The sequence below is a fragment of the Pseudoalteromonas sp. TB41 genome (assembly GCF_000497975.1).
Lineage (GTDB): Bacteria > Pseudomonadota > Gammaproteobacteria > Enterobacterales > Alteromonadaceae > Pseudoalteromonas > Pseudoalteromonas tetraodonis.
Genome location: NZ_AUTH01000078.1, coordinates 1 through 21657 on the forward strand (window position 1 = coordinate 1; position 21657 = coordinate 21657).

Genomic DNA, 21657 nt, shown 5'->3' on the forward strand with positions numbered 1-21657 from the left:
CGAATCGTACCCCAAACCGACACAGGTGGTCAGGTAGAGAATACTAAGGCGCTTGAGAGAACTCGGGTGAAGGAACTAGGCAAAATCGTACCGTAACTTCGGGAGAAGGTACGCTCCGATTGGTGATGGGACTTGCTCCCTAAGCTGATTGGAGCCGCAGTGACCAGGTGGCTGGGACTGTTTATTAAAAACACAGCACTGTGCAAAATCGCAAGATGACGTATACGGTGTGACACCTGCCCGGTGCCGGAAGGTTAATTGATGGGGTTATCTTCGGAGAAGCTCTTGATCGAAGCCCCGGTAAACGGCGGCCGTAACTATAACGGTCCTAAGGTAGCGAAATTCCTTGTCGGGTAAGTTCCGACCTGCACGAATGGTGTAACCATGGCCACGCTGTCTCCACCCGAGACTCAGTGAAATTGAAATCGCAGTGAAGATGCTGTGTACCCGCGGCTAGACGGAAAGACCCCGTGAACCTTTACTACAGCTTGGCACTGAACATTGAACCTACATGTGTAGGATAGGTGGGAGACTTAGAAGCAGAGACGCTAGTTTTTGTGGAGTCGTCCTTGAAATACCACCCTTGTAGTTTTGATGTTCTAACGTTGGCCCCTGAATCGGGGTTACGGACAGTGCCTGGTGGGTAGTTTGACTGGGGCGGTCTCCTCCCAAAGAGTAACGGAGGAGCACGAAGGTTGGCTAAGTACGGTCGGACATCGTACGGTTAGTGTAATGGTAGAAGCCAGCTTAACTGCGAGACAGACACGTCGAGCAGGTACGAAAGTAGGTCATAGTGATCCGGTGGTTCTGAATGGAAGGGCCATCGCTCAACGGATAAAAGGTACTCCGGGGATAACAGGCTGATACCGCCCAAGAGTTCATATCGACGGCGGTGTTTGGCACCTCGATGTCGGCTCATCACATCCTGGGGCTGAAGTCGGTCCCAAGGGTATGGCTGTTCGCCATTTAAAGTGGTACGCGAGCTGGGTTTAGAACGTCGTGAGACAGTTCGGTCCCTATCTGCCGTGGGCGTTTGAGAATTGAGAGGGGTTGCTCCTAGTACGAGAGGACCGGAGTGAACGAACCGCTGGTGTTCGGGTTGTCATGCCAATGGCATTGCCCGGTAGCTACGTTCGGAACTGATAAGCGCTGAAAGCATCTAAGCGCGAAGCAGGCCTCGAGATGAGTTCTCACTAGACTTTTAAAGTCTCTGAAGGGCCGTTGAAGACTACAACGTTGATAGGCAAGATGTGGAAGTGGTGTGAGCCATTAAGCTAACTTGTACTAATTACCCGTGAGGCTTAACCATACAACGCCAAACGCGTTTTATGTGATAGTTTAAGCAAAGAAGTTAATAGACTAAAGTAGATTACTTGATTACTCTTTATTATCAGAAATTCCAAATTTTAGTAAGCTTGATTAAATCGAACTTACACCAAATTTGCTTGGTGACAATAGCGTTTTGGACCCACCTGACCCCATGCCGAACTCAGTAGTGAAACGAAACAGCGCCGATGATAGTGTAGCATTTGCTATGTGAAAGTAGGACATTACCAGGCTCCAAATAAGAGAAAGCCCGACTAGAAATAGTCGCGCTTTTTTACGTCTGCAGGAAAGTGAAAATGCAGGTTCGAGGTGAAATACTTCAAAACTTATAACTGAGGGCTTAACACTGACTTGTCTTTAGAGTAACTGTCCTACTTCTTAGCGACAGCGCAGTAGCATGTAGTGGCAGAACAGCGTGGAGAGTCATAATGAAGGCATGAAGGATTATACCAATCCGCAATAATCCTCAATCATTTTGCGGGGCTAAACGTGTCGCTATCTGCGTTAAAAAATTCTCATTTAGAACAACTAAATAGCGAATTTTTTGCCTAGCTATCAATCCGTTTTTCCTGCCTGAAAATAGACCGCTTAATTAAGCGAATTGGTATTGTTTCTTCCTTTTAACTGGTGCCTTTCCATCAGCATTCTCCCTTTACTGATCTCAGTTATTCTCCTTGCACCTTTAAACTAGTCCCTAAATTATCATCTTGTTGCAATTTCATTGTTGGTTTAATAACTGTCCTGTGTAAAACTATCTAGGATAATTTAGTAAATCAGGTGACATGAATGTCGAATATAAAAGCTTGGAAACTTCTCAGCCTGTTTTGTTTGTTTACAGCACTGATTGGTTGTCAATCTAAAGAAGAACAGCTACAACAAACAATTCAAGAGTCCATTAAAAAGGCCGATGTCGAGCTTACTCAGCTTGGTAAAGCACTTGATAATGGTAGTATACGTAATGCGATTATTCTTAAAGAATACAGTCGTATCCTTAAACAACAGCAACCTGAACTCAGTAAGGTTGTTGATGTAGTTAGCCTTGATGCCACACGCCAGGGAGCCCTTTATAGTGGCTTAACCCAACGCCTTGATGATATTAAGGGTAATTACTTAATTCCTCCTTACGAAGACACTTTATACAATATTGATTTATTGCGTGAAGCCGCCAAGCCAACGTTATTTTCTGATGCCTTAACCGATCCTATTAATATGCTTGCGGATATGTCGAATGGTTCTTTGGCACGAGTTGGTGCTATAAGCCAAAAAGCTGAAGGCGAAGGGGTCGGTAACCAAATGGTAGGTAATCCTAACTATGGTAATTGGCAAACGAATAGTAGCGGTATTAGCTTTTGGCAATGGTACGGCATGTACCGTATTTTGGGTGATGTATTTGACCGAGTTGAATACGGAAGTTGGAGTAAACGCCGTAAGTATAGTTACTACAATGACTATGGTCGTACTCGTTACTCAAGCCCTAAACAAATAAAAACCCAAAGTGCATTAGAAACACGTACACGACAATCTTACCAACGCCAAGGCAAGCAGTTCACTAGTCCTTATGCGAGTAAAAAAACAGGTGCATCAGGTTTGAGTCGCAGCAGTTATACGCCGCCTAAAAGTCGCAGCAGTTACTCAAGAGCGAGTAGTTATAGCAATAATTCAGGATCGGTTCGTAACAGCAGTAGCAGAACCTCGCGCGGCGTAAGTCGTGGTAAGTAAAGAATAACGTTGGAGTTAGAATAATATGTATGAATTTAATGGAATAACTATGTGGTCTTTGCAAGCACTGTCTGTGGACTTTGCAATTATCATCTTACTGTTTGTGAGCTTAAAGTATATTAAAGGTTGGGTATCTAATTTACACGCCAATGATGAAATTACCGAGCGCGATAACTTTGCATTTGGAATAAGCTTTGCCGCTGGTTTGGTAGCACTTGCGATTGTGTTAACGGGCGTGAGTAGTGGTGCTTTTGCTGCTACGTTACAAAAAGAAGCTCTGTTAATGCTTGGCTATGGTGCATTAGCAATTCTGCTTATAAAGCTGGGTCACTTTTTTCAAGATAAAGTGGCGCTGCGTAAAGTGAGCTTACATAACGAAATAGTCAAAGGTAACGTTACTGCGTCAATTATTGATTTTGGCCATGTAGTAAGTGTTGCAGTGGTTATCCGCTCAGCCCTATTGTGGGTTGCTACTGAAGGTTGGCATGGCATTCCTATTGTTATTGCTGCGTTTGTCATTGGTAGTGTGGTATTGCTGTTAGTAAGCCAATATCGCGTGCAGTTATTTAAGCGCACCAATAAAAGTGGCGACTGCCTACAGCAGGCTATTATTGATGGTAATTTAGCAGTAGGTGTTCGTTATGCAGGCTTTTTAATTGGTAGTGCATTAGCCATTACTGCTGCAACAGGCATTGCTCCTTATGCTGCTGACAATATTAATGCGAGTTTACTTTACTGGGCGCTAAGCGCCGTTGTTTGTTTGGTTGCTTTCATTTTACTGCACTTACTGACGATTAAAATCATTCTTGCTGGCTGTAATATTTCAGATGAAGTGAATCGTCAAAAGAATGTGGGTGTTGCCGCTATTTCTGCAGCTGTGTCATTTGCTGTCGGGATCACTATGGCCACACTACTGGGTGCATAATCACGTGTCATCAACTCAAGCTTCCCCAAGTAAATTTAATTTACTTGGGCATGATATTTTACTGATCACTGTTATGGCCGTACTCGCAGGATGCGGCCTTATTTATGAATACTTACTTTCTCATTATGCTGGCCGAGTACTCGGCTCAGTTGAGAGTGCAATTTACGCCATGATAGGCACTATGATTGTAGCTATGGGGATGGGTGCATTTTTAGCGCGTTGGTTTAAAGATGCCTTCACCGCATTTGCTTGGCTAGAGAGTATTATTGCGCTCATAGGTATGGGCTGTATATTAGCCATTGCCAGCATTATTGCCGTGAGTTATTCACTCCCTCATTTATTCTCAAGTATTTTTAATATTCCACCTGACGTTATTCTTAATGGTTACGTGTTTCAAAAGCTGCAAGAGTGGTCTCGCTTTTTACCTTATGTATTTGGCTTAATATTAGGGCTATTTATTGGTATGGAAATACCGCTTATTGCGCGTATTCGCCAGCATGTTTATGGACGTTTTTTAGAAAATAACGCCGGCACTATATATGGGGCTGACTATATTGGCGCTGGTATTGGCGCGGCAATTTGGGTGAGTATTATGCTCGCGATGCCAATAATGCAAGCCGCCGCTTGGACAGCGCTATTTAACATTATTGCCGGACTTGCCTTTTTATGGCGTTACCATAGCTATGTACGCTTTGCTAAGTTGCTATTGGTTTGCCATATATTACTGCTGGTGTTATTCGCTTTTATTTTGCAGTTTGGTAGTAGCTGGATGGATAACCTAAGTAACGTACTATACAAAGATAAAGTTATTTACTCTCAGTCGACTAAGTATCAACATGTGGTGCTAACAGAGCGTTTAAGTAAAAATCAGCCTCAGCCAATTACTGATCTATATTTAAATGGTCGTTTGCAGTTCTCTAGTGTAGATGAGCAAATATATCACTCAATGCTTGTTTATCCTGCAATGCTCGCATCTAATCGTCATGACCGTGTTTTGATTATTGGTGGTGGTGACGGATTAGCCATGCGTGATGTATTAAAGTGGCCAGTCAAAGAAGTCACACTAATTGATTTAGATGGCCAGCTACTGAATTTATTTGGCCATGAAGACGATAAATTCACACCGCCAGAAGAGATTAAACAGCGGTTGGTAGCACTCAATAATGAATCGATGCATGACCCGCGAGCAAATATTATTGTGGGCGATGCATTTTTAGAAGTCGAAAAGCTACTGGATCAGTCAAAGCAGTTCGATACTATTTTAATTGATTTGCCAGACCCTAATCACCCTGATCTTAATAAGATGTACAGCGATTACTTTTATAATCATGTACGCCAATTATTAGCGCCTGATGGTGCTATGGCGGTACAGTCAACATCGCCTTATCATGCGAAAAAGGCATTTTTAAGTATTGCTAAAACGGTGAAAGCCGCAGGTTTTGATTATGTAGAGCAATATCAGCAAAACATTCCTTCGTTTGGTCAATGGGGATGGACTATTGCGACTAAAATGGGGCAATCACCTAGTGCCCGTATTAGCAATATAACTGATATGCCAGTGCCATCTCGGTGGATTAGTAAAAAATATTTATTAGCGAGTTTTGCATTTCCAAATAACTATTTTGAACAAGTGAACGATATTGAAGTCAATAGGTTAGGTTCTGGTCGCTTGTATGATTACTACCGAGCAGCTTGGCAAATAGAAAGTGAATTGTATAAAAATTAATAAAACATGGTTGACATAATATGTCGACCGTGCGAATCTTAACTCAGACATAATATGTCAAACGACGAAAAGGCAGAGACATGGAATTAAATGAACTTTCAATAAAATTAGCGTCTTTTGAAACCGAGGGTGCTAACTTTGAGTCTTTCTTGATTGCCAATCCAGGTGAGCAAGATGTTTTACAAGTCATTGTTGATGGAAATGACGAGCTTCCAATTTTTGTTACTCAAACACAAGAGCAATTACTATGTATTAGCTACTTGTTTGACGAAAATGAAGTAAAAAGTGAATTACGCAACGAGTTAAACGAAACACTACTGCGTTTAAACGTGCCAATTCCACTGAGTGCATTTGCTAAGATCGATAATAAATACGCGATTTTTGGTGCACTGTCGGTAAATTCATCTCTAGATGATGTTACCCACGAACTAGTGACATTAGCTGATAACGCTATAGATGCACTAGAAGCCGTGACCTTATATTTAAACGATTAGTAGCTAGTTAGTGGAGTTAAGATTATGAGTATTTTAAAAAAATTATTTACAGCAGTACGTGGCGGCGCACGTGAAGCAGGCGAAGCAATTGTTGATGCCAATGGTATTCGTATTTTTGAGCAAGAAATTGCTGATGCACAAAATGCGTTACACCGTGCTAAAAAAAGCCTAACAGAAGTAATGGCTAAAGAAATGCAAACTAAGCGTAAAATTAGCGCAGTAGATGCATCAATTGCTGAGCATGAAGCTTATGCAGGTCAAGCCCTTGAAAAAGGTAATGAAGCATTAGCATTAGAAATTGCAGAAAAAATTGGTGACTTTGAAGCTGAGAAAGCTGAGCACGAGCAAGTGTTAGCGGGCTTTAGTAATCACATAGTGACTTTGAAGCAGCAAGTAAAAGATGCTGAAAAATCAATTAAGGAAAATCAGCGTCAGCTTACTATGGTTAAAACCACAGAAAGCGTTCAGCAAGCGACAATGGCTGTAAACAGCACGCTTAATACTAATAATTCATCAATGACATCGGCGCGTCAGTCGCTTGAGCGTATTAAGCAACGCCAACAAGACCGTACAGATCAATTAGGTGCTGCAAAGTCTCTAGAAGCAGATGTTAATGGCGACGATTTAAAAGCTAAAATGGCTGAAGCAGGTATTGGTGATACCAATCCAAAAAGTGCTGATATTTTAGCGCGCATTAAAGCGAAGCAAAATAGCTAACATTTAGAACCATATCAAAAAGGTAACCGAGTTTCGCTCCGTTACCTTTTTTGCTTACAGAGGCACCTTATATGTTTAATTTTTTCAAATCTAAAAAAAAGCCAGAACGTCAGCTTAATCATGCGAGTGACCTTAAAAAAGGCGACATGTTTACTGTCATTGATTCGTTTGCTTATCCTTCATGGCTTAAAGGTCAAACGTTGCGCGTTATTGATGTGCAAACGTATCAGTACCAACACAGCAGTGATACTGAATTTGTACTTGAAACTAACACTGGCCAAGTGGTGTTTTTACAAATAGAGCAAAATGATGGTGAACAGTGGGCAAACTTCTCTATAAAAATTCAGCGTGATGAAGTTGAAGAGATCTTTGGTCTTGATGAATTTGCGCGTATTTTTGATGAAGAGTCATTAACACATATCACGGTAAAAAATACCCCTGAGCGTTTTATGCAATTTTTAGCGAAAAGCTATCAACAAAGTGAATCGCCTTATGTATGTTATTTTCATAATAAAGACTTTCGTGGCCAAACGCTGCCTCGCTATGAGCAAGAAGGTGGTGAACCATGCGAAATGATTTGCTTAGCCTCTCCTGATGAAGGACATAGCGTTAATATAGAGATTTGGGAGGGAGGTGAAACAGAAGTCTCACTGACGTTAACTCGCCCAATTAGCGATATTGTTGATTTGTTTCCTGGAGATGCCCAGTGAGTGATGCTAAAGACAAGTGGTTGCGCCAAGAGCAAGCTGTGCGCGCCACGCAAATGGCATTTGATTTGAGTAGTGAGGTACAAAAGTCGATAAAAAAACAAGCTATCGATCAAGAGCTCACTCCCTCAGATATGATCCGTAAAATTTTAGGTCTTGATGTAAAGTCTAAAAAAACACGGCAACGACTATCGTTTAATTTAAATGATGACGAAATAGCGCAATTGGCTAGCCGGTTTGAAGTGGCAGTAGATGATAAAAGAGCGGTAAAGCAACAGGTAGCAGAGTTACTCATTGAGCATACAAAAAAGACTAAGTAACCCTTTTGCCTTCTTTATGTAAAATACTTACACTGGGGCTATTATTTTCTAAAAAAGTGCCGCTGTGAATATCTTATTGATTGCCTACTTACTTATGTTTGCTTTATTTGGCACGGCGGCAAGCTACTTCGTGCGTTTTATATATGCTTACTGGGTACAGAAAAAAATGCCACTGGAATACATTTTTAAGGCAGGTGTGTGTATTTTCATGGTGGTGGTTATTTCGGTGTTAATACCACTATTAGATTAACACCGAAACGAACTGCTACTGGTAGTTAACTGTTTTACATTGATTATCAATACATAAAGAGTGGACTTCTAGCACTGGTGAACAGTCTTTGAACTCAAGCATTGCATTATCTAGTTGTTCTTGCTCGGTGATTTTTTGCGCTAATTGCTCTGCTTGTTCTTGAGAGTGATTTAATGTTGAGTACACAACATACTTACTCGGCCCCCCACAGACACGCGAGCCAACACCTAACACCTTACATTGATAGCTGGCTGTGCAGCTTTTATTACTTGTAAGCTCATTAAGTTGAGTATTTAAAACAGATTCACTCGCGTTTTGAGCTTTGCTTGATGTTAGTGCACTACTGCAACCGCTAAGCAGCATAGTCATAACAACACAGGTAGCTGATAGCTTAATTACGGATGACAAACAACTCATAATCTAATCCTTAAAATACACTTACCGCAGAGCCTTCAAGTTTAACACATTTATTTTCAACACACTGAGTGCTTGGCGCAGTTAAATGTTGGCAAATACTCATCATGCCTTTTTGCGCATTATAGGTACTTTCCAATTGAGTGATAGTATCGCTTAGGGCTGAAACCTGCTCTTGGGGTGCGCTTTGTGTAGAGTACACAATGTAATCACTTGGTCCACCACAGGCACGGCTACCAATAGCACTGACTTTACACTGTGAACTAGTTGAACATTGTTTATCTGCTATGAGGTTATTTAATTTATTTTTTGCTGTTTTAATATCATCAAGCGACACTTCTTTTGCAGCATCAACCGGTAGTTGCTGTGCTATTTTATTTTGGTTATTTTCTTGTGGTAGTTTTTGTTGTGGTATCGGCGTAGACGTGTTTTCTACCGCATTGGTTTTAGTTTGCTCAGTTTCATTTGAGGTGGTTTCTAAGCAAGCTGTTAAGCAAAACGGTAGCAGTAGAGCGAGTAATGGAGTACGCATAATCGTTCCTGATAGTGATGAATTATTCATCACTATCATACACGGTGCATCCATTACGGCAATAAAAACTCTACTATCAATATATTAAAGCGCCATTAACGGCGTTTTTACATTAACCCACCTTGGGTTAATTTAGCTGGATTGAGTAATGCCTCTAATTCTGAGCGAGATAGGTCTGTCTCTTGCTCGGCGATATCAATAATTGGCTTTGCTTGCTGGTAAGCTTGTTTGGCAATTTTTGCTGCTTTTTCATAGCCAATAACTGGGTTGAGTGCAGTAACTAAAATAGGATTTTTAGTCAGCGCTTTATCAATCTGTGCTTGATTAACTTTAAAGCTAGTTATGGCTTTATCCGCTAGTGCTTGCGCACTGTTAGCAAGTATCTCTGTACTTTGCTGGATATTATAAGCAATCACGGGTAGCATTACGTTAAGCTCAAAGTTGCCAGCTTGGCCTGCTACGGTAATTGTGGCGTCGTTACCGATTACTTGCGCACTAGCCATTGCAGCGGCTTCTGGGATCACCGGGTTCACTTTGCCAGGCATAATGGATGAACCAGGCTGCAATGCTTCAAGCTCTATTTCACCAAGTCCCGCAAGCGGCCCTGAATTCATCCAACGTAGATCGTTGGCTATTTTCATTTGCGCAACGGCATAGACTTTCAGCTGCCCTGATAAAGCCACAATGGCATCTTGCGAGCCAATATTATAAAAAAAGTTATCACTGGGGATAAAGTTAATCCCTACTTTTTCACTTAGCTGTTTGGCAAATAGCGTAGCAAATTGTGGATCGGCATTAATACCGGTGCCGACCGCTGTTCCCCCCTGAGCCAGCTCACAAACACGTATTAGTGCATGCTCAATACCGCTGGCTGCGTGCTTTACCTGCGATTGCCATGCGCTGAGTGTTTGCTCAAAGGTCACTGGCATTGCATCCATTAAATGAGTGCGCCCAGTTTTAACTATATGACCGATGTCTGCTTTTTTCTGCTCTAAGGCGTCGGCTAAGTTTGCTAGTGCTGGCAATAATTTTTTATCAACACTGATAGCACTGCTTAAGGCGATTGCAGTGGGAATAACATCATTCGAGCTTTGTCCCATATTCACATCGTCGTTAGGGTGAATAGGTTGATTAGCATGTTTTGAAGCCAAACTTGCAATAACTTCGTTGGCATTCATATTTGAGCTGGTACCTGATCCCGTTTGAAAAATATCAACAGGGAAATGCTCATAATGCTGACCATCAATAATTTCTTGGCAGGCATGCTCGATTGCATTTGCTTTTGTTTTATCTAAATGGCCCAGCTTTAAATTGGTTAATGCTGCGGCTTGTTTTATATACGCTAAAGCAATAATAAATTGCTGTGGCATGGTGAGGTTGCTAATCGTAAAGTTATTAATGGCGCGTTGGGTTTGTGCTTTATAAAGTGCGTCAGCGGGCACGTCGAGTGTGCCCATGCTATCTGATTCTGTTCTAAAGTTACTCATTAGTACTCCTAAAAAAGAGAATATATGACATTAAACTACGCTATATAAAAAGATATGGTGCTGTTATTGCTATTTACAACGGTATAGCTAAAAAGTAGGGGGCGTCAAGGCAAGTTAACAAGTGGGATTAAAACTAAAAAAGTCGACTTAAACGGATTTTAAGTCGACTTAAATAATGTATTTATATAAACAGCCAGTTATAAGGCTAAACAGAATTTTAATTGTAGCCAAGAATAAATATTTGGTCTGTTTCATGTTTGTTTTGTGCCTTTTGAGTGTGTTTTACATGAGAAAGTAAGTCGATAACCGTTGCTCTACAATCTGTTTCATGACTCGTTTTATCTAGGCTTTTATCGGTAATTGCCATTACAGCGTCTACGGCGGTATAGGGTGAAATATACATAATGTTATCCTTTTGTAGTTTAGTACTCATTAAGTGAGTAATTTAATAAAAGCATATAGCGTACCAGCTCGGAAAATGTAATTTAACGTATTGAAATTAAAGTTGTTTTATTATTTTGGTTAATTTACTCACGACAAAATAGCTGAAATTTGTTTTACTATTGTGCATTCATTTGCAATTTAGGTGCATCAGTATGACCAAACCGTTTTCACAAGCCTGCGAAAATAATAAAAATCATATACTTAAGGCTTTGCAGCCTGCATTGCAAAATGCAGGGTCGGTACTTGAAATAGGCTCGGGGACGGGTCAGCATAGCGTTTTCTTTGCCAAAAAATTGCCACATTTACAATGGTATACCAGTGATCGAGAGGTTAATCATCAAGGAATAAAGTTATGGCATGATGAGGTGCAACTGGCAAACTTGCATCCGCCTTTATTACTTGACCTAAACGATCCTTGGCCAGTAAATAAAGTGGATGCGATATATACTGCTAACACTTTTCATATAGTGAGCTGGGAGTTAATTACGCGTTTTTTTGCTGGAGTAAATCAGCACTTAAACCAGCAAGGGGTGGTGTGTGTATATGGCCCTTTCAAATATAAAAGGGAGTTTACCAGCCCCAGTAATGATGAATTTAATAGTTTATTGCAAAGTCGCGATCCGCTTAGTGGTATTCGTGATTTCGAAGCGGTTGAGCAACTTGCAGTGCAATCTGGGCTTAAGTTACTTAGCGATACTGCGATGCCTGCAAATAATCAGTTACTCATTTTTAAACGGCAATAAAGTGCTGCATTGTTGTTTATAAATATCGATATGCTGGCGTTCGCGTTTTAAGTAATCTGCAATAGCATGATTAAAATCGGGGTGAATAATATGATGAGCAGAATAAGTAGTGATGGGTTGAAAGCCGCGTGCTATTTTATGCTCACCCTGAGCACCGGCATTAAAACAGTGAATATTATGCTTAATCGCATATTCAATGCCTTGGTAGTAACACAGCTCAAAGTGAAGAGAATCAACCTCTTCGCTTGCTCCCCAATAACGCCCATAAAGGGTATTGTCACCAATTAAACTTAATGTGGCGGCAATCACTTTATGGTCTTTTTTGGCTAGCATAATGAGCAATTTTTCAGCCATTAAAGCGTGTAGCAAACTAAAAAACTCACTGTTTAAGTAGCCTAAATGGCCTGAGCGTTTTAAATAAGTACGTTGATAAAATTCACAAAAAAGCTGCATCACTGTTGTGGTGATTTGCTCACCTTCCAACCATTCAATGGTGATATTTTGCTGTGTTATTTTAGCGCGTTCTTTTTTTACTGCTTTGCGCTTACGGGCATTAAAGGTTTTTAAAAAATCGTCAAAATCTTCAAAGCTATTATTAAACCACTGAAACTGTACCCCGGTTCTCAGCATGGCACCTGCATCATTTAGCTGTGAGGCTTGTGCTTTATCGCAAAAGTTTACATGCCAGCCTGACCAGGCTTGTTTTGCGCAGTGGGTATTAAGTTGCTCTGTTATATACTCATACACTAACTTTGGATTGCTATGCATAATACGTATTCTTTGACCCTCAATCGGACTAAAGGGAATACAGCACAGCCATTTAGGGTAATAATCTAAGCCATTTTTTTCATAAGCTTCAGCCCATGCCCAGTCAAATACATATTCACCGTAGGAGTGCGCTTTTAAGTAGCCAGGGGCAAGGGCAACTAGTTTATCGCCTTCATAAACGGCTAAGTGGTGAGGCTGCCAACCTGTTTTTGCGCTTACACATTGGCTTTGCTCAAGTGCATATAAAAAAGCGTGTTGAGTAAAAGGGTCACTACCAAAAAAATAATGCCATTGTGTTGCGTCAATTTGGTTGATGCTATTAAACCATTGATGTGAAAAGTGGCTCATAATGCTTTGCCTACTATTTTTTAAGTGGGTTGCTGATTAATTTTGGTAATATTGCGACAGCCATATTTGGTTTTCTGTTTTCGATAAATCTTTATGGTTTATCTGGCGCAATATATTGAGATAGGCACTGTATAAGCTTATCGAGTTCGAGAGGTTTTGCAAGATGTTCGTTAAAACCAATTGCTAAGGCATTGGCTTTATCTTCAGGCATTACATCAGCAGTTAAGGCAATAATTGGTAATTGCTCAGTACTTTTAGTTTTCCGTATCAATGCTGTGGCTTGGTAACCGTCCATAATCGGCATTTGGCAATCCATTAATACTAAATCGAAGTCATTTATTTTAACTTGTTCTACTGCTAATTCGCCATTTTCAACCAGTGTTGGGGTAATCCCTAAAGAGCTAAGCATTGCTTTTATGACTAATTGATTGACGCTGTTATCTTCTGCAACCAGTATTTTTAGTTTACTTAAGTCAACATGCTGGTGTATGTGCTTTGCCGTTACTTGTTGCGCTGCACATGTATTTAACTCGACAGACAGAGTAAAAGTAGAGCCCTTACCTGGCTCGCTTTGTACGCTGATATCTCCAGACATTAATAAGCTAAGTTCTTTTGCGATTGCTAAACCAAGCCCTGTGCCACCAAATTTACGTGATGTTGAGCTATCGGCTTGGGTGAACGCATCAAATAACTTACTTTGCTCTGATGGCGCAATACCGATACCCGAATCCTTAATAGTCAAGGTGATTTGACGACGTCTATCGGTGATCTCCTTGCTGTATGCGCTAACACTTACTTCACCTTCATAGGTAAACTTAATGGCGTTACTACACAGGTTTAATAAAATTTGCTCAATTCGCATAACATCACCTTCAAACCAAATATCGGTTGGTAATTGGTTATCAACTTTCCAGTGAATGCCTTTTTGTTCTGCGCTTTGCTCGAACATACTACTGATCCGAGCAAGAAGCGCATTCAAATCAAAAGGGGCGACTTCTAAGGTGAGCTTTTGTGATTCAATTTTAGAGATATCGAGTACATCATTGATTAAACTTAACAATGATTTAGACGCTAAATTAATTTTATTTAAATAATCAGAAAGAATTTCAGGGCTATCTTCATTTTTAGCTAGGGTTGAAAAGCCAATCACAGCGTTAAGTGGGGTGCGAATTTCATGGCTCATATTTGCTAAAAACCGGCTTTTAGCTTGATTTGCCAAATCAGAATGCTGTTTAGCCTTAACGAGAGAGCGAGTACGCTCTGCTACCAAACGTGAAAGTGCAAGGTGTTGGTGATTAAACAACAGTAATATCAGTAAAATGAGTGAGCTGACAATGACCTGTAAAATAAGCAAAAAGAGTGTCATGTTATTAGTTTGATGCGGTAGAAATTCATCTTTAATGGTTAAATCAACGAACCATGTTTGTCCTGCAAAATTAATTTCGATAGTTGTAAGCTTATTGCTTTTGGTTGGAATATTTTCGGCATTTGAATAAAACGGGATGGTAGCATTAGCTTCATAAATAGCGATATTAAACATTTTATTTTGTGCTTGGGTAAGCGACTGAGCAAGTATGTTTTTTACTAAAAATACACCTGTTGCGTAGCCTTTAATTGATGCAATCTCATTATTTTGTTGATACACAGGAGAAAATAATAAATACGCGGGTTCAGGTCGCTGTGTTTGAACTAATTGAATTATTTTAGTACCGACAGGGCGATTTTTGATACGTGGATCGAGTAAAGTCTCACGACGATCTTTACGAGAGTTGAGATTAAAACCTATGGCGGATTGGTTTTCTGACAAAGGAGCAATATAAGTGATAATCACCAATGGATCGTTGTTTGATAATGGGGCGCCTTTAATGCTCGGCTCAAAGCTGTATGCAGTATAAACTTCATTAAGCTGTTTGTTAAAGTCACTGACCTGAGCCTGGTTAATTTTACGGTTCCATGAAAATGCTTTAATAAATGAATGCTCAGCCAATAGTTGAGCACTGTAAATATCAAACTCTTGCTTGCTTAAAGTCGGTGTTGATTGTATTTGGCTTGCAAGGCTTTGTACGGTTATTTGACTGAGGTTTAAATTGCTCAGTAAACTGTTTTCAATGATAGATGTTTCGCGTTTGGCAATTTGTATCGCATTTGAATAACTCTCTTGATTATATAGCTTTGTGGTTAAAGCTACAGAGATGAATAATACCGAGCAAACTGCGATGGTAGGTAGTGGGGTGAAGTAATGTCGTTTAAATTTAGGTTGTAATAACGCCAATATAAAAGGAGTTGCGATCAGCACACCAAGAGAATCACCAAGCCACCAAAAAGTAACATTTCTCCAATGATTATCAATACTGTAAGCAGGGTTAAACTGACTTAAAGCATAGACGCCAATATTGGCCGATATTAGGCTAACGACAATACCAACGATAAAAATAAAATAAATTATTGATTGGCGCTTCTTTAAAAACAGCGGATGACCTAGCCAGTATTTTAAAAAAGCTGCGCCAATCATCCCTTGTAGTACAGCACCAAAGCCGATTAGTAACACCTGCTCTAATGTATTGCCAATTAAAACTTGATCAGTAATAACGTTATCACCGGTACTTAAATTAAAGGCGACAGAGGCAATAAATAATGCCGGAATAAAACGCCACCACCAGATAAAACAGCCAACTAGGGCAATACCTGCAGGGAGCCAGATAGGGATTACTTGTGATTGGAAGGCAAAATTAGTTAATAACTTACCAGTTGCAAAATAAGCCACCGCAAACAATATGTAAAAAGCAGAAGAACTGGATGTTGAACGAAAAATCTTCACATGCATCCTTGTTTAATATTATTTTTATAGTTGAATCTCAGTATAGCGAATCAGTACTAAATAGTATTATTTTTTAAAGTGGTAACTGTTTTTTACTAAATGACTGCTTTAATACAACGGTTGATTCTATGTTGGCGATACAGCTTAAGCTTCCCAGTTGGTGCTTTACAAACTGCTCATAACTTTCTAAATCCTGAGAGATAATTTTTAATAAATAGTCGTGGCTGCCTGAGATCACTGAGCACTCAAGTACATGCGGTAGTTTTTCTACATGTTGTTCAAACTGTTGTGCCGCACTCACTGAGTTTTGACACAGTCGCACGAAAGCATAAACCAGTACATTAAGATTGAGTGACTTAGGGTTAATAGCTGCGTGATAACCAATAATAACCTGTTCTTGCTCAAGTTTTTTAATGCGCCTTAGAGTAGGAGTATCCGAGAGATTAATGGTATTGGCTAATTCTGATACCGACATTCGGGCTTGCGATTGCAAGGCAACGAGTAGCTGCTGATCTTTATTATCTAACATGGCTATAGAATCTTATTAATTATTTGTCTAGTAATAGTGATTATTGCTAACAATAACTGCTTTTACTATTTTTTTTAGCGTTTTAACCTCTGGGATCTTTGCTAGCATTAAAAAATAATAATAACAGGATAAAGTTATGAGTTCTTACACCGCTAAATTTGATAATTGGATTAGGTCTGAGTTTGTTGCTCTAAACTCTCAGTTAGAAGAGTTGTATTGGCAACAAGATGATAAAGCAAATGTTGAAGGGGTTGGGGATAACTTAAAGCAGACCTTGAAAGAGCACGGTAATGCGTTGATCAGCGATTTATTAGCTGAAGGTAATACCGACGAAGGATTTGATAGCGCATTTGATTTACTTGGTAATGTCGGTTTGTTTATGGCGGCTTGTCGTAGACATGAAATTACAGAGCCAAGCAGAGAGAATAGTTCACCGCTGATAGAAGCATCGGCGCTTGCTATGCATATTGGTGCTTCTATTGGAGTAACTCCTCGTTTTGCCACCGCACATTTAACCACTCATAATAAAGCCATTAATGGCACCTATAAACGGTTTACAAATCTTGATGATGAAGCTCTGTTTTTAGATTACAACACCCAAGGTATTTTAGCGTATAAGCGCGCGAGTGATGCTTTACTAAAAATACTGCCATTAGGTATTTCACACCCAGTCACGGCTGAACTACTTGAGGTGGTTAAAACGGCACTTATTGATGTAATAGCGTCGAATAATGCCTTGTATACTCAACTTGATACCGAGCGTTTTTTTAATTGTGTACGCCCATACTACAAGCCTTACCGGGTAGGTAAAGAGGTTTACCGTGGTGCAAATGCGGGAGATTTTGCCGGCATTAATGTTATTGATATGCTGTTAGGGCTTTGCAGTGCCAATGAGCCGAGTTACTCACAAATGCTGGTGGATAAATTTTTATATATGATGCCAGAGGACCAACAAATATTGCGAGAAGCCATGCGTATGCAAAGCTTTATGGATGACTTCTTAAAAGCCGAGCAATATAAACACACAGAGTGGTTTCAAAAGCACGGCAAACTATTTATACAAGTGTGTAAATTACATGGTGACACCGCTATCGGTCATCATAATCAGTTGGTTGAGAAGTTTATTGCCCAACCGTCACTGCAAATGCAACAACAGCATATAAGCAAAGTAACTGCCAGTGGACCACCTTTACCGGTACTGCTCGATTCATTAGCTAAGTTAAGAGATAGGCGTGCCGCGGCAAAGCGTGACGACATAAATACGCGCTTTGATGATTTAAACACGCTAAAACAGTGGATTAATTAATATGGCTAAAAATGATTTTTGTATGCCACAGGGTTGTTATTTATTAAGCCACTCTGTTGGCCGCCCATTAAAAACGAGCTTAGAAAATGCCACTGAACATTTTTTTACTCCTTGGCAAGAAAGTGTAAAAGAGCCATGGCAACAGTGGTTACCCGCCATTGAAAGATTTACTGAGGCATTAGGGCAGTTGTTTAATGCGCCTAGTGAGCAATTTTGTCCTCAGGTTAATTTATCCAGTGGTTTAACCAAATTGGTTATGTCACACCCCGTATTTAATAAACCACAGTGTACAGTATTAATGGCGCAGGCTGATTTTCCCAGTATGGGGTTTGTAATGCAAAAAGCACTGCCTGAATGTGCAAAAATACGCTACATCCCTGAGCATGAAGACTTGAGTGATAGACAGGTATGGCAGCGATATTTAACTTCAGAGATTGATGGGGTATTTGTTAGCCATGTTTATTCTAATACGGGTGTACAAGCTCCCATAAACGATATTGTGGCGCTGAGTAAAGTCACGAATACACTCTCAATAATTGATGTGGCGCAATCGGCAGGGGTTATCCCTGTCGATCTAACGGCGTTAAATGCTGACTTTATGATTGGTTCAAGTGTGAAGTGGCTATGCGGAGGGCCAGGAGCTGCTTATTTGTGGGTAAATCCAAAGCAAATAACACAATGTGAACCAAAAGATGTTGGCTGGTTTTCACATCAAAACCCATTCGAGTTTGATATTGCGCATTTTCAATATAACGCTAAAACACTAAGGTTTTGGGGCGGTACGCCCTCGGTACTTCCTTATATTATTGCCGCTCATAGTATTGAATATATTGTTGAATTTGGCGTTGAACAAGTGAGATCGCACAACTTGATGTTACTTGAGTTAATTCAGCAGCAATTGGGCGCTTTTTTAATGTCACCTAGCGCTAAAGAGCAATGTAGTGGCACCGCTATTTTGCAGTTTTCTGAGCATCAGCAAAGTGTATTAACAGCATTAGAGACTGCAAAAATAAGTGTTGATGTGCGTAAACTCGGCATCCGTGTTTCACCTCACATATATAATACAAAGTCAGAGATACAAACATTTATTGATGTTGTGAAGCACATACTTAAGGTTGCTGACTAAGCTGCTGTTTTTTTTGAGTGAGTGCTTCTATTTGTTGTTGTGCTTGCTTGATTTGTGGGTCAAATCGCTGCTTAAGTGCCGCCGTTTCAGTGGTAATGGCATTCGCAATTGAGCTGGCTCCTAAGCGATTTGCTTTATCTTGGGTCATGTAATCGATTTGCTGTTTTTTTTGTGCGTATTCTTGTTGGTATTGTTTAATCTTAAGCTCAAGCTGCACAATATCACGCTCTATTTGTTGCACCGCTAGATAATCGTCAACAGAAGTATCGGCAACTGGTGTGTTCTCAGATTGTGGCGTATTTGTTTGCATGATGTTGACGTTTCTAAGCGTGATCACTTGAGCGTCTTCAGCGCAAGGAGTTTGACTAAAAGTAGGCACTCCTTTAATGGTACATTTATAAACCGTCACTTCATTTGCCATGCTAGCAGCACAGGCACCCAAACAACATAGTAGTAATATTAGCTTTGCCATGGTTAAACCTAAGCTGGTTTAAAGTACCATTTATAATGCACTAAGTTGTGACACCATACAATTTGTTTAATTTATTAGCATGCGCTCGCGACGGCCTTATACAAAGTGCGAATTAATAGAGGCTATTAAATTTTAGGCACAAAAAAACCACAATTAAGTGGCTTGTAATCAGTAATGGTGGAGAGGGAGGGATTCGAACCCTCGATAGAGCTACAAACTCTATACTCCCTTAGCAGGGGAGCTCCTTCGGCCACTCGGACACCTCTCCGACGCATTATTCAGCGTGTTATCAATCGGAAAAAACCAATTAATACAAATAAGTGGTGGAGAGATAGGGATTTGAACCCTAGAGGGGCTATAAACCCCTGCCGGTTTTCAAGACCGGTGCATTCGACCACTCTGCCATCTCTCCACGTCGTGATGCAGGATAATACTTAGGTGAGTTGCCTGTGTAAATAGCAAAAAGATCGTTTGCTTAAAAAGTGAGCGTAAATGCGGTTTTTTTTGTAAATTATGAAAATTAAAGATGATTTTTAGCTATGAGGAGGGAGCTGGCAGCAAACAGATGGAGCTAAAGAAGAAACTTCATTTAGTGGTTGGGTGTTTGCTGCAACAATACAAAAATCATGGTTGGGTGATTATTTGTATTGAATTGCACCGCCAAGTGCTAATTTTTTTCCGTAACGGTTAAGTTTAGCTAACATTCTCGCTTTGCGATTAGTTGGTTTAACTGCAACGTGAGTTGTGGCTGTTTGGTTTAATGTATTAATTGGGTTCATTGTATTCGCTCCAAGGTTGTGTCTGTTGAAAACGTGTGCATTTTGCCCGTAGGCTGGTTAAAAATAAAGCGATAAAAATTGCTGGTGAAGTATTAGTTTTTTTAATCTGAAAGTGTTTTTTTTGATTTGCTATTTAATGGCGTTTTTTTTGATTTTGTATATTTATTCATTATAGTCGTGTGCTATATCACTTTTATACGGGGTTTTTGCAGTTTTTTTAATTTTAATATGTTTATAAATAGATTATTTTGAATGGTTATTCAGATTAAATTATTTTGTATTAATGGGGTGGGTTTTACTTCGTTAAAAGATTTAACATGCTATTTATAGGTGGTTAATTATTTATCAGAGAAGAGCATTAAAGAAACGATAAAAAAGAGTGTTGCTAGGCTTTTAAATTATAAAAAAAGTGCCTAGGTTACTAGGCACTTTGGAGTTAGTTGCGTTTTAAAACGCGTCTAACTGGGGATCGCACCGCCTCAAGAATTTAAAACTTAAAAAGAGGTGGTTTTAATATGTTGCAATTTGGGCTTACAATCATCAGCTCGGACGGCATTCTAAGTGATCTAGAGCGAAGTGAAGATTATACTTTGGTTTGTATTTTACTATGAAGCCACAAAATGCCTCTGCACAGCAAGAGCAGATCCGCTCAACAGTCTATTATTTGAGTTAAATGGGACTGGTGGGGGTAAAAAACGCAAAATGCGGCATAGCTTAAAAGCAAATGCCGCAAAGGGAGATTAATTAAAATGCTGAGCAGTTAGTGCTGTTTTATAGTAAATAACTCATAGCCTTTTAATGCAGGCACTTGCGCAGCAAGTTGAGTTTCTTGTTGTGCGATTTCAACAAAGTCACCACACAGTGTATTTGCACGCTGTTCAAGTTTTTTTGCATGGAGCTCTACTTTTTCTTCTATTTGTGCGCCCATATTTTCCATGCGCTCTTCAAAGGCTTGCATGTCGCCACCTGAACCCATTAGCTCAGAGCCTAATGCTACTAAAATACTGCCCATTGATTGCATTACGGCCGACTCAACGGCAGTTTCTATTTGTTGTTCAAACTGCTGTTCAAAGTTTTCACCAAACTGAGTGAAGCTTTGCTGGCCCATGACAAATGTACCTTGTTGGTAAAAGGTACCCTCTACTTCTTGTTGAATATCGTCCATTAAGGTAGCAATGTTATCGAGGCCATCAATATTAAATGCATTGGCGACTTCTTCTAATGCAACGCCCGCAATTTTAACGCCATCAAGTGCAATGTTGGCTACTTCAGGTAATTGCGCACGTAAATTATCTGTGTAGTTGGTCAGTGCTTGGCGCTGAGCGCTATTTAATGCTACTTGCTCGCCATTGATCGACAACTCACCTTGAGTGGTAAAAGTCATACGTTGATTGTTGGCTTTAAAAATTTCTAATTCACTTGGCTTTATACGTACATCGTTTTTAAACTCAACTTTACATTCGTCGTTACTAAATGTAATTGAAGAGCTGTTATCGTTATGAGCCATGGCGACGGGGGCGCACATAATTGCGCTAACTAATAATAATTCTTTCATGTTTATTCTCTGTTTTTTGATGATGATAATTAACTTATAACAAGTTTGGCGCCAATAGTTTTTAGTGTTTAAAAACAGTGGTTTGTGATTTTTAAGGTGCTTTGAAGTTGAAAGTAAAGTTATTAAAAAAGCTAAAATTTGGTCAAAATAAC

Annotated in this window: 21 protein-coding genes, 2 tRNA genes and 2 rRNA genes; 13 read left to right on the forward strand and 12 right to left on the reverse strand. The window is 39.9% G+C overall.

Features of this window, described 5'->3' with window-relative positions:
- From L641_RS0111370 to L641_RS0111415, 10 genes are all read left to right on the forward strand, one after another.
- Positions 1-1309: ribosomal RNA gene (locus L641_RS0111370) — 23S ribosomal RNA — on the forward strand; the annotation flags it as partial.
- 135 nt (positions 1310-1444) lie between these two features.
- Positions 1445-1559 (forward strand): 5S ribosomal RNA (rrf, locus tag L641_RS0111375).
- Positions 1560-2112: 553 nt separating this feature from the next.
- Entirely contained in the window at positions 2113-3045 is a 933-nt protein-coding gene (locus L641_RS0111380; protein ID WP_010392530.1) for a hypothetical protein, read from the forward strand.
- A gap of 25 nt (positions 3046-3070) precedes the next feature.
- Complete coding sequence (locus tag L641_RS0111385; RefSeq protein ID WP_013463678.1) at positions 3071-3970, forward strand: DUF350 domain-containing protein; 900 nt, start codon at positions 3071-3073, stop codon at positions 3968-3970.
- Between the two features lie 4 nt (positions 3971-3974).
- Positions 3975-5696, forward strand: a complete 1722-nt coding sequence (locus L641_RS0111390; protein WP_024601959.1) for a polyamine aminopropyltransferase — start codon at positions 3975-3977, stop codon at positions 5694-5696.
- Between the two features lie 80 nt (positions 5697-5776).
- Positions 5777-6190, forward strand: coding sequence for a DUF2170 family protein (locus tag L641_RS0111395; RefSeq protein ID WP_024601960.1), 414 nt, complete (start codon positions 5777-5779; stop codon positions 6188-6190).
- Positions 6191-6214: 24 nt separating this feature from the next.
- The gene (locus tag L641_RS0111400) at positions 6215-6907 is read left to right on the forward strand and encodes a PspA/IM30 family protein (protein WP_008113282.1); all 693 of its coding nucleotides are present in this window, start codon (positions 6215-6217) and stop codon (positions 6905-6907) included.
- A 71-nt stretch (positions 6908-6978) separates the two neighbouring features.
- Entirely contained in the window at positions 6979-7617 is a 639-nt protein-coding gene (locus L641_RS0111405) for a hypothetical protein (RefSeq protein ID WP_024601961.1), read from the forward strand.
- Positions 7614-7934: a hypothetical protein gene (locus tag L641_RS0111410; RefSeq protein ID WP_008113280.1), complete on the forward strand. Its 321-nt coding sequence runs from the start codon at positions 7614-7616 to the stop codon at positions 7932-7934. Before L641_RS0111405 ends, L641_RS0111410 begins: the two co-directional genes overlap by 4 nt.
- A 64-nt stretch (positions 7935-7998) precedes the next feature.
- Complete coding sequence (locus L641_RS0111415; protein ID WP_008113278.1) at positions 7999-8184, forward strand: hypothetical protein; 186 nt, start codon at positions 7999-8001, stop codon at positions 8182-8184.
- A 15-nt stretch (positions 8185-8199) separates the two neighbouring features.
- Here L641_RS0111415 and L641_RS0111420 read toward each other — a convergent pair whose 3' ends face one another.
- From L641_RS0111420 to L641_RS0111435, 4 genes are all read right to left on the reverse strand, one after another.
- The gene (locus L641_RS0111420; RefSeq protein WP_008113277.1) at positions 8200-8601 is read right to left on the reverse strand and encodes a hypothetical protein; all 402 of its coding nucleotides are present in this window, start codon (positions 8599-8601) and stop codon (positions 8200-8202) included.
- A 10-nt stretch (positions 8602-8611) separates the two neighbouring features.
- Entirely contained in the window at positions 8612-9130 is a 519-nt protein-coding gene (locus tag L641_RS0111425) for a hypothetical protein (RefSeq protein WP_024601962.1), read from the reverse strand.
- A 107-nt stretch (positions 9131-9237) separates the two neighbouring features.
- On the reverse strand, positions 9238-10617 hold the full coding sequence (locus tag L641_RS0111430) for a class II fumarate hydratase (RefSeq protein WP_024601963.1): 1380 nt from the start codon (positions 10615-10617) through the stop codon (positions 9238-9240).
- Between the two features lie 217 nt (positions 10618-10834).
- Entirely contained in the window at positions 10835-11020 is a 186-nt protein-coding gene (locus tag L641_RS0111435) for a hypothetical protein (protein WP_013463685.1), read from the reverse strand.
- A 193-nt stretch (positions 11021-11213) separates the two neighbouring features.
- Between L641_RS0111435 and L641_RS0111440 the strand changes: the two genes are divergently transcribed.
- Positions 11214-11804: a DUF938 domain-containing protein gene (locus L641_RS0111440; protein WP_024601964.1), complete on the forward strand. Its 591-nt coding sequence runs from the start codon at positions 11214-11216 to the stop codon at positions 11802-11804.
- Here L641_RS0111440 and L641_RS0111445 read toward each other — a convergent pair.
- From L641_RS0111445 to L641_RS0111455, 3 genes are all read right to left on the reverse strand, one after another.
- A complete protein-coding gene (locus tag L641_RS0111445) occupies positions 11781-12920 on the reverse strand; it encodes a GNAT family N-acetyltransferase (protein WP_024601965.1) in 1140 nt (379 codons plus the stop codon). The two genes, L641_RS0111440 and L641_RS0111445, sit on opposite strands and share 24 nt — an antisense overlap.
- A gap of 91 nt (positions 12921-13011) precedes the next feature.
- Entirely contained in the window at positions 13012-15738 is a 2727-nt protein-coding gene (locus L641_RS0111450; RefSeq protein WP_024601966.1) for an ATP-binding protein, read from the reverse strand.
- A 73-nt stretch (positions 15739-15811) separates the two neighbouring features.
- Entirely contained in the window at positions 15812-16267 is a 456-nt protein-coding gene (locus L641_RS0111455) for an Lrp/AsnC family transcriptional regulator (protein ID WP_010392556.1), read from the reverse strand.
- Between the two features lie 136 nt (positions 16268-16403).
- Here L641_RS0111455 and L641_RS0111460 point away from each other — a divergent pair, with 136 nt between their 5' ends.
- Together L641_RS0111460 and L641_RS0111465 are read left to right on the forward strand one after the other, a co-directional pair.
- The gene (locus L641_RS0111460; RefSeq protein WP_016900237.1) at positions 16404-17573 is read left to right on the forward strand and encodes a monodechloroaminopyrrolnitrin synthase PrnB family protein; all 1170 of its coding nucleotides are present in this window, start codon (positions 16404-16406) and stop codon (positions 17571-17573) included.
- A 1-nt stretch (position 17574) separates the two neighbouring features.
- Entirely contained in the window at positions 17575-18699 is a 1125-nt protein-coding gene (locus L641_RS0111465; RefSeq protein WP_013463691.1) for an aminotransferase class V-fold PLP-dependent enzyme, read from the forward strand.
- Here L641_RS0111465 and L641_RS0111470 read toward each other — a convergent pair.
- From L641_RS0111470 to L641_RS0111490, 5 genes are all read right to left on the reverse strand, one after another.
- Positions 18683-19171: a DUF4124 domain-containing protein gene (locus L641_RS0111470; RefSeq protein ID WP_013463692.1), complete on the reverse strand. Its 489-nt coding sequence runs from the start codon at positions 19169-19171 to the stop codon at positions 18683-18685. The two genes, L641_RS0111465 and L641_RS0111470, sit on opposite strands and share 17 nt — an antisense overlap.
- A 175-nt stretch (positions 19172-19346) precedes the next feature.
- Positions 19347-19439, reverse strand: a tRNA-Ser gene (locus L641_RS0111475).
- A 53-nt stretch (positions 19440-19492) separates the two neighbouring features.
- Positions 19493-19583, reverse strand: a tRNA-Ser gene (locus L641_RS0111480).
- Positions 19584-19809: 226 nt separating this feature from the next.
- Positions 19810-19950, reverse strand: a complete 141-nt coding sequence (locus L641_RS23390) for a hypothetical protein (RefSeq protein ID WP_008113257.1) — start codon at positions 19948-19950, stop codon at positions 19810-19812.
- Positions 19951-20710: 760 nt separating this feature from the next.
- Complete coding sequence (locus L641_RS0111490) at positions 20711-21505, reverse strand: YggN family protein (RefSeq protein ID WP_013463693.1); 795 nt, start codon at positions 21503-21505, stop codon at positions 20711-20713.
- Between the last annotated feature and the right edge of the window lie 152 nt (positions 21506-21657).

Coding starts and splice junctions, on each gene's coding strand:
- L641_RS0111380 (WP_010392530.1), top strand. CDS start 2,113: ATGTCGAATATAAAAGCTTGGAAACTTCTCAGCCTGTTTTGTTTGTTT.
- L641_RS0111385 (WP_013463678.1), top strand. CDS start 3,071: ATGTATGAATTTAATGGAATAACTATGTGGTCTTTGCAAGCACTGTCT.
- L641_RS0111395 (WP_024601960.1), top strand. CDS start 5,777: ATGGAATTAAATGAACTTTCAATAAAATTAGCGTCTTTTGAAACCGAG.
- L641_RS0111400 (WP_008113282.1), top strand. CDS start 6,215: ATGAGTATTTTAAAAAAATTATTTACAGCAGTACGTGGCGGCGCACGT.
- L641_RS0111405 (WP_024601961.1), top strand. CDS start 6,979: ATGTTTAATTTTTTCAAATCTAAAAAAAAGCCAGAACGTCAGCTTAAT.
- L641_RS0111420 (WP_008113277.1), bottom strand. CDS start 8,601: ATGAGTTGTTTGTCATCCGTAATTAAGCTATCAGCTACCTGTGTTGTT.
- L641_RS0111425 (WP_024601962.1), bottom strand. CDS start 9,130: ATGCGTACTCCATTACTCGCTCTACTGCTACCGTTTTGCTTAACAGCT.
- L641_RS0111430 (WP_024601963.1), bottom strand. CDS start 10,617: ATGAGTAACTTTAGAACAGAATCAGATAGCATGGGCACACTCGACGTG.
- L641_RS0111435 (WP_013463685.1), bottom strand. CDS start 11,020: ATGTATATTTCACCCTATACCGCCGTAGACGCTGTAATGGCAATTACC.
- L641_RS0111440 (WP_024601964.1), top strand. CDS start 11,214: ATGACCAAACCGTTTTCACAAGCCTGCGAAAATAATAAAAATCATATA.
- L641_RS0111445 (WP_024601965.1), bottom strand. CDS start 12,920: ATGAGCCACTTTTCACATCAATGGTTTAATAGCATCAACCAAATTGAC.
- L641_RS0111455 (WP_010392556.1), bottom strand. CDS start 16,267: ATGTTAGATAATAAAGATCAGCAGCTACTCGTTGCCTTGCAATCGCAA.
- L641_RS0111460 (WP_016900237.1), top strand. CDS start 16,404: ATGAGTTCTTACACCGCTAAATTTGATAATTGGATTAGGTCTGAGTTT.
- L641_RS0111465 (WP_013463691.1), top strand. CDS start 17,575: ATGGCTAAAAATGATTTTTGTATGCCACAGGGTTGTTATTTATTAAGC.
- L641_RS0111470 (WP_013463692.1), bottom strand. CDS start 19,171: ATGGCAAAGCTAATATTACTACTATGTTGTTTGGGTGCCTGTGCTGCT.
- L641_RS23390 (WP_008113257.1), bottom strand. CDS start 19,950: ATGAACCCAATTAATACATTAAACCAAACAGCCACAACTCACGTTGCA.
- L641_RS0111490 (WP_013463693.1), bottom strand. CDS start 21,505: ATGAAAGAATTATTATTAGTTAGCGCAATTATGTGCGCCCCCGTCGCC.